General features: G+C 61.0%; 7 protein-coding genes. 3 read left to right on the top strand and 4 right to left on the bottom strand.

The genetic code is table 11. The features are described 5' to 3' along the window. Window positions 1-270, bottom strand: a 270-nt coding sequence (locus tag VEK15_32500; GenBank protein ID HXV65462.1) for a hypothetical protein, incomplete at its 3' end; no start/stop codon positions are given. Between the two features lie 77 nt (window positions 271-347). Beyond that, window positions 348-2123 (bottom strand): ABC transporter ATP-binding protein, encoded by a 1776-nt coding sequence (locus VEK15_32495; protein HXV65461.1) that lies wholly within the window; start codon window positions 2121-2123, stop codon window positions 348-350. Window positions 2124-2365: 242 nt separating this feature from the next. On the opposite strand from VEK15_32495, the gene msrB reads away from it, so the two are divergent. Continuing rightward, on the top strand, window positions 2366-2794 hold the full coding sequence (gene msrB / locus VEK15_32490; protein ID HXV65460.1) for a peptide-methionine (R)-S-oxide reductase MsrB: 429 nt from the start codon (window positions 2366-2368) through the stop codon (window positions 2792-2794). Between the two features lie 2 nt (window positions 2795-2796). After that, window positions 2797-3387: a peptide-methionine (S)-S-oxide reductase MsrA gene (gene msrA / locus VEK15_32485; GenBank protein HXV65459.1), complete on the top strand. Its 591-nt coding sequence runs from the start codon at window positions 2797-2799 to the stop codon at window positions 3385-3387. A 25-nt stretch (window positions 3388-3412) separates the two neighbouring features. On the opposite strand, the gene tenA is transcribed toward msrA, so the two are convergent. Then, window positions 3413-4084, bottom strand: a complete 672-nt coding sequence (gene tenA / locus VEK15_32480) for a thiaminase II (GenBank protein ID HXV65458.1) — start codon at window positions 4082-4084, stop codon at window positions 3413-3415. Then, on the bottom strand, window positions 4085-4990 hold the full coding sequence (locus tag VEK15_32475) for a hypothetical protein (protein HXV65457.1): 906 nt from the start codon (window positions 4988-4990) through the stop codon (window positions 4085-4087). A gap of 43 nt (window positions 4991-5033) precedes the next feature. On the opposite strand from VEK15_32475, the gene VEK15_32470 reads away from it, so the two are divergent. Continuing rightward, the coding region (locus VEK15_32470; protein HXV65456.1) for a hypothetical protein at window positions 5034-5802 on the top strand (769 nt) is incomplete at its 3' end.

The following is a 5802-nucleotide window of genomic DNA, read 5'->3' as shown; positions in this document are numbered from 1 at the left end:
GGGCGTTTCTCCTTGAAGAACGGTCGAACTCTGATGAGTCCAGAGGACGTCGAGCTTCAAAAACTCCGTGAGACCGTAGTCGAAGAAGACTCCGTAGCTTCCGGAATCCTTGACTTCGAGGATCACGTTGTCGGTCCCCTGCCCCGTTCGGAAGGCACCGTTCGCCCGAAGTCCGTAAAAGGGAGTGATCTCGATGGCAGGCTGTGCGGTGGTCGTGTCTGCCGACGCGAGCCAAACCATTACCACAGCGAGTACGATCTTGAGCAACATGTGATGGGGTCTCCTGGCCATAGAATCGCTGCGGAGTTTATCGCATTCCGCTGACGTGCGGCGCGGAATCAGTCTGCTCAACGATATTGACGCGCCTGCATCTCGAAGAGTGCGGCGTACGAGCCCGAGCGGCCGAGCAGCTGCTCGTGAGTGCCGCTCTCGGTGATCCTTCCGCCATCCAGTACGCAGATGCGGTCGGCGAGTCGAACCGTGGAGAAGCGATGGCTTATGAGGACGGCAGTCTTGTCGCGGGTAAGCTCCCGGAACCGATGGAACAATGCGAGCTCAGCCCTGGCATCGACGGAGGCGGTCGGCTCGTCCAGTACGATGACCTGAGCTTCGCGGAAAAAACCTCTGGCGAGCGCGACCTTCTGCCACTCGCCCACGCTCAGCTCTTCACCATCGACGAACCACTTGCCGAGCACGGTATCGTAGCCATTTTTCAGCCGACGCAAGAACTCATCGGCGCCCGAGCGCTCCGCGGCGCGCTCGACGCCGGGGTCTCCGAGGGCGAGGTCGACGTTTCCGAGCCAGATGTTCTCCCGGGCGGTGAGATAGTAGGGAACGTAGTCCTGGAAGACGACGCTGACCGCTCGCCGCAATTGTTCCGTCGAAAGCTCACGAAGATCCACGCCATCGATGGTGATTCGACCCCGCGTCGGATCGTAGAAACGGCAGAGGAGCTTGACGATCGTCGACTTGCCGGCGCCGTTCTCTCCGACGAGTGCCACCTTCTCGCCGCATCCGATGGTGAAGCTTACGCCCTCGAGAACCGTCTGCGAGCTGTTCGGATAAGCGAAATGGACACCATCGAAGACGATTCCCTGTCGCAAAGGCAACCTCAGCGGCGGAGGAGCCGGGGAAACGGTGATTCGGCTCGGCAACGTCAGGAACTCGCTGACGTGAGAGAGGAACAAGCTGTGCTCGTAGAGTCCGGCCAGGCTCATCAGGGCGCCTTTCAGATAACCTTGTCCGCGCTGGAACGCCTGGTAGTACATCACGACGTCGCCGATGGTCATGACACCCCTCGCGGCCTCGAGCGCGACGAACGCGAAAGCTCCGAAGACGGCAAGCGTGCTGATGCCCTGGCCGAGCAGCTCGGCCAGGGCGCGTTTCGCCTGAAATTGCAGACGCTCCCGCACGAGGCCGGCACTCAGCTCGCGATAGCGGCTCATGAAGAGCTTCCCGAGCCCGAAGAGGCGGAGCTCCTTGGCGAACTGGTTTCCGGTGATCATCCAGTTGTAGTACCAGGCCCTGCGCTCGCGCGACGTTCTCTCCTTCTGCCAGCGGTAGAGGGCCCTCGACGTCCTCACCCGTACCAGAATGTCGGGGATGTTCGCCAGGAGGACGACGAGGGCCACTCCCCAGTGGAGAAAGAAGAGGAGGGCGGCGACGGCCACAAGCGATACCGCGTTCTGGCCGAGCAGCACCAAATCGCCCAGGACCCGGGTCGGCCGAACGGGTGCCTCGGCCCGCGCCCGATGCGACAGATCGTAGTACTGCGAGTCCTCGAAATACTGGAGGTCGACCAACGTGGACTTCTTCTGAAGGACCTCGTTCATTCGCAACGTGACCATCTGGCTTTGAGCGTCTTGAACGAGCCTCGCGAGCCCTCCGACCAGAGCGCCCAGGAGGGCGAGCGCCGCACCGACTCCGATCCAGGTCGTGACGGCGATTACTTCCGTGCGTGAGCCGGAATCGATGGCGGCGGCGACCGAGTCCACGATCAGCTTCATGACGTAGAGAGAAAAAAGAGGAAGCACCCCTTGCACGAAGACGAGACAGACGTGAGCGATCGTGAGAAGGGGGCCGGAGCGCCAAACGATCTGAAGGGCAAAACGAAGCTCGAGCATTCGGTCGAGTCTCGCTCGCAGAGTCCCGGGAGGCGCTTCGCTCACCTGGGCCCCGAGATTAGCACAGACTCCCTCGGTGCCCGATGCAACGCCGTGAGCTATGCTAGCCGTGGACGCCAAGCCGGTATGAAACCCGTCGCGATCACTGGCATCTAAGGGATGTGGGGAGAGGTGAGAAAATGCACCGACGAGATTTCCTGGGCGTCGCCGGCCTTTTCTTGAGCAAAGGCCTCGGTGAATCGATGGACACCGATTTCGAGAAATTGGAAAAGTCTAAAGACGAGTGGCGGAAGCTTCTCCCGCGCGAGGCGTACGTGGTGCTCTTCGAGGAGCAGACCGAGCGGCCCTTCACGAGCCCGCTGGTGGAGGAAAAGCGCAAGGGGCTCTACCTTTGCGCGGCGTGTTTTCTCCCGCTTTTCGAGTCCGAGGCCAAGTACGAGAGCGGAACGGGTTGGCCGAGCTTCTTTCGTCCCATCGAGAAACGGTTGGGGACGAAATGGGATTTCAAGCTCGTCTACCCCAGAACCGAATACCATTGCGCCCGCTGCGGCGGCCATCAAGGGCACGTGTTCAAGGACGGACCGCGACCGACGGGACAGAGATGGTGCAACAACGGGGTGGCACTCCGCTTCGTTCCCGCTTCTGAGGCACTTCCAGCTTTGAGGAATTGAAGATGAGGGTGTTTGCCGTTCTCGTCCTCGCGCTCGGCACGCTGCCGCTATCCGGGGCTGAGCTGGAAAAGGCCACGTTCGCCGGTGGCTGCTTCTGGTGCATGGAGCCGCCGTTCGACGCGCTCGAAGGGGTGATATCGACGACGTCGGGCTACATCGGAGGCCGCGTCGAGAATCCGAGCTACGAGCAGGTCTCGTACGGCGGCACGGGACATCTCGAGGCGGTCGAGATTCTCTACGATCCGAAGAAGGTGAGCTACGAGAAGCTCCTCGAGGTGTTCTGGGTGAACGTCAATCCCACCGACGGTGCGGGTCAGTTCTGCGATCGGGGCTCGCAATACGCGACCGCCATCTTCTTCCACGACGAAGAGCAACGTCGGCTCGCGGAAGAATCCAAACGGGAGATCGAGGAGTCGGGCCGTCTCGACAAGAAGATCGTCACTCCCATCCGTGAGGCGACGGCCTTCTACCGCGCGGAGGAGTACCATCAGGACTATTACACGAAGAATCCGTTTCGATACAAGCTCTACCGAGCGGGTTGCGGTCGGGATCGGATCCTCAGGCAGCTATGGGGAGACGAGGCAACCCATTGAAACTGAAGTGGCGGTTCCCCAGGTCTCAGACTGGCCAGGCTTCCTGCCGATAGGCCATGTCCCAGAACATCCATTCGTAGCGCGACGTCGTCACGAAGTGGCGACGCATGCGCTCCCGGGACGAATGTCCCTCCTCGCGAGCGACCTCGTCCATGATGTCGAGCACCGTCACCACCGTCGCCTCGTAGGCCTCGCTTCCGTAAGTTTCTATCCAGCGCTGGTAGAGGGGATTGGGTGATCCCTTGCCGAGGAGCACCTTTCCGACTTCGGCGTAAATCCAGTAGCAGGGTAAAACGGCGCTCAGAGCTTCGCCGAAGGGGCGAGCCTGTGCGGCCGAGAGGAGATAGCTCGTGTAGGCAAGCGTCGTCGGCGCCGGCGGACGGGTGCGAAGCTCCTCTTCGGAGAGACCAAACTCCTCGAAGTAACTCTCGTGCAGGGCTCGCTCGGCCTCGAGAGAGCCAATCGCATCGCGATTGAAGGCAACGATCCATTCGTCCCTGGGAGCCTTCGAGGCCATGATCGACAAGGCGCGGGCAAACTCCGTGAGGTAATAGGTATCCTCGACGATATAGAAACGGAAGGAGTCGACATCGAGCGTTCCGTCGGCGAGCCCCGTCAGAAACGGGTGAGCGAGAATGTTCCGGTACACCGACTCCGCGGCGCTCCATAGCTCTCCGCTGAATCCCTCCCGGCGCACTCAGCGACCCGGGCGCCCCGGCGGGAAGGGGTAACGATCCGTGCCTCGGCGAAAGGCTTCCGCCCCCATGCCGTCGATCCGTTTCAGAATCAGCTCGAGACGTTCGAACACCTGGTCACGGTTCTGCCCCCAGACATATTTCCCGATTGCGTCCTTGATCTCGTCTTTGGTGAGAGCTCGCAAACGCTCGATCAGCTCGGGCCGATATCGGGTGGGGTATCGCTCTCGATCACCGTCGTACTCGACGCACCAGAAACGCGCGTGAGTACCGGTGCCGGCACCATTGAGATCGTTCAAGAGCGTCTTCTGATAGCGGAAGGTCTTCGAATTGTCGATGAGTATCAAACGCTCGTCCGGCGACACGATGGCGTTATTGAGATGTCGATCGATGTTCGCGATGAGATCGTCGAACAGCCACATCACGCTCACCTGGTCTCGCCAGGTCCCTACGTCCCGCATGGTCCCTTCGAACTTGTTCATGCTCACGCCCTCGACCCAGAGCTGGAGCGAGCCCTTCCGACCTCGAATACCTCGTCTCACCGTGGGGGGAACCATTCCGAGCCCGAGGAGCTTGTCGAGCTCGTAGGCCGCGACCTCGCTCTTCCAGCTATCGTGGTTCTTGTCGACTTTCTTGAAGGCGGCGTAGCGAACCACCCCGTCGCGCTCCAGAGTCACTTTCTCGGGATTCGTGATACCGGTACCGATCTTCTCGCGGTGAGTGATATCCGCTTCTTCGAGGAAATGCTCGATCGCCGCCTGATCGGGCCACTGCTTCGGCCGCTCCTGCCCGAGGGCGAGCGCGCTCGACAGAAGGCTCACCGCGAGCGGGGAACCAGCGAATATGAGTAAATTGCGGTGCATGGGCGTCCAATCGCCGCTCGACATCGTAACGAGTATTGATAGCATCCGTTCGCGCTCTTTTTCAACTTCCCCGTGGAGGAACACCAAAATGACGAGATACCTCTGGGCTATCGGTCTCGCCTTCGCACAGACATCCCTGGCGCAAGAGCGCGTCGATGAAGAGATCATCGCTCGGATCAAAATGGAGGGCTTCCAGCGGTCCCAACTAATGGAGACCCTTTCTTATCTGACCGACGTGTACGGGCCACGACTGACCGGCTCCCCGGGACTGGACGAGGCAGCGACCTGGTGTGTCGAGAGGCTGAAGGGTTGGGGATTGACGGGCGCACGGCTCGAGAGCTGGGGCGAGTTCGGAAGGGGCTGGTCGGTCGAGAGCTACTCGGTGGAAATGACCGCCCCGAGGTATGCTCGCCTTTCCGCCACCCCCCATGCCTGGTCTCCGGGAACGGACGGGGTCATCGAGGGAACACCGATGCTCGTCGAGATAAGTGGCAAAGAGGACTTCGACACATATCGGGGAAAGCTCAAAGGCCGCATCGTGCTTCGAGGAAAGCCCGAGGCAGCTCGTTCGCGCTTCGAGCCCGCGGCGAAGCGGCTCGACGAGAAAGAAATGTCCGAAGCCAGACGGGCCATCGACCCGGGGGAGCCTCGCAGCTTCTGGGAGGAGGACGAGGAATGGCAGAAGTCCGTGGCCCGGGAGCGGGAGATCGTCGATTTCTTCCGTGACGAGGGCATTGCGGTCCTCATCGAGCCCAGCGAGCGCGATGGAGCCAACGTGCGCGTTTCCGCGCTCGGCTATTTCCTGGGAACCGACGTCTCATACTTCCCGTCGTTCGTGATGGCGAAAGAGCACTACG

The organism is Vicinamibacteria bacterium (assembly GCA_035620555.1).
GTDB lineage: Bacteria > Acidobacteriota > Vicinamibacteria > Marinacidobacterales > SMYC01 > DASPGQ01.
Note: the sequence above shows the minus strand (reverse complement) of the source record. Positions and strands in the feature narration are given on the sequence as shown.